This is a genomic window from Microcoleus sp. CZ3-B2 (genome assembly GCF_036705055.1).
Lineage (GTDB): Bacteria > Cyanobacteriota > Cyanobacteriia > Cyanobacteriales > Microcoleaceae > Microcoleus.
In genome coordinates this window covers 1-1,490 of the sequence record NZ_JAUBTN010000144.1, presented here as the reverse complement: position 1 = coordinate 1,490, position 1,490 = coordinate 1, and the positions used below count along the sequence as shown (strand labels likewise).

Sequence of the window (1,490 nt, the reverse complement as noted above, 5' to 3'; positions counted from 1 at the left end):
GCATTCACTATTTGAGAAACAGAAAGTTTAGGCGGATACTCAATCAGCGCATGAACGTGATTGCCTTCACCGTTAAACTCTAGAACCTGAAAATTCATTTTTTCGGCAACCTCTCGAAATGATTTTTCAATCAAGTCAAGACTTTCACTTGTAAATACAGGCCGACGATACTTTGTCACGCAGACCAAGTGGATCTTAAGTTCTGTAACAGAATGTCGTTCTCGGCGATAGTCGGTTGTCATTTTTGGCAAACCAAGATATGATTTAGTTGCAGACCAACTTTAGCACAGTTATGAAATCACGATATCGTTACAGATTCTACCCAACCGACCAACAACGACAGAGCCTAGCTCAGTTGTTTGGCTGCGTGCGTGTAGTCTGGAACGATGCGCTTGCTCTGTGTAAGCAGTCCGAGAAAAAGCCGAGTTCAGTAGATTTGCAAAAAATCGTAATTACCCAGGCTAAAAATACTGAGGAAAGAGCTTGGCTAGGAGATGTGTCCTGCGTCCCATTACAGCAGTCGGTTGCCGACCTGGATGTTGCTTTTAAGAACTTCTTCAACTCCTGCAAAGGGAAAAGAAAAGGACGTAAAGTCGGATATCCTAAGTTCAAAAAACGAACTAACAGCCAATCGGCGCGTTTTAGAGTTGGAGGGTTTTCCCTCAAAGGTGATGGAGTTTATTTAGCCAAGATTGGAATTGTTAACCCAGTCTGGTCTAGAGAATTGCCATCTGAACCTAGCTCTGTCACGGTAATCAAAGACTGTGCGAACCGCTATTTTCTAAGTTTTGTTGTAGAGGTCAAACCAATTCAATCCGAAGCTAAAAGCCCAAGTATCGGGATTGATTTGGGAATTAAAACTTTTGCAGTAATGAGTAACGGTGAAAAAGTCGAAAGCCCTAGCTATAAAAAACTAGACCGAAAAGTTCGCAAACTACAACGCAAATTAGCCCATCAGCCCAAAGATTCTAGGAGAAGGAATGTAACTCGCATCAGAATTGCGAAACTGCATAATGGAATTGCCGACACCCGCAAAGATTTTCTCCACAAACTGTCAACCAAAATAGTCAACGAAAACCAAGTGATTATTTTGGAAGATTTGAATGTGTCAGGAATGGTCAAGAACCGGAAACTTTCAAGAGCGATTAGTCAGCAAGGCTGGTACGAATTCCGAACGCTTTGCGAGGCTAAATCAGAGAAACTTGGTAGAGAGTTTAAGGTAATTAGTCGCTGGGAACCCACTAGCCAAGTGTGTTCGGATTGTGGATTCAAGTGGGGCAAAATTGATTTATCTATCCGCTCAGTGCTTTGTCTAAGTTGCAACACCGAGCAGGATAGAGATGAAAATGCCGCTAAGAATATAGAGAAAGTCGGGATGGGGAATCGCCACGACTCTAAATGTACGCAGAGACAGAGTAAGACAACTTCGGTTGCATCAGTCGGTGAAGCGTAAAGAATCCCCGTGCGTTTACGCCGGGGAGTATTTCAAG

The 1,490-nt window shown here is 43.1% G+C and carries 2 protein-coding genes; one reads left to right on the top strand and one right to left on the bottom strand.

Features of this window, described 5'->3' with window-relative positions; all coding sequences use genetic code 11:
- Positions 1 to 242: IS200/IS605 family transposase (tnpA, locus tag QUA97_RS28170; RefSeq protein ID WP_333197614.1), on the bottom strand; the 242-nt coding region annotated here is incomplete at its 3' end.
- A 50-nt stretch (positions 243 to 292) separates the two neighbouring features.
- On the opposite strand from tnpA, the gene QUA97_RS28165 reads away from it, so the two are divergent.
- Positions 293 to 1,453 carry an RNA-guided endonuclease InsQ/TnpB family protein gene (locus tag QUA97_RS28165; protein WP_333197612.1) on the top strand — a complete coding sequence of 387 codons (1,161 nt, stop codon included), beginning with the start codon at positions 293 to 295 and terminating at the stop codon, positions 1,451 to 1,453.
- Positions 1,454 to 1,490 lie beyond the last annotated feature (37 nt).

What these genes read in the sequence shown, in the direction of transcription:
- QUA97_RS28165 (WP_333197612.1), top strand. Translation starts at nt 293, where the DNA reads ATGAAATCACGATATCGTTACAGATTCTACCCAACCGACCAACAACGA.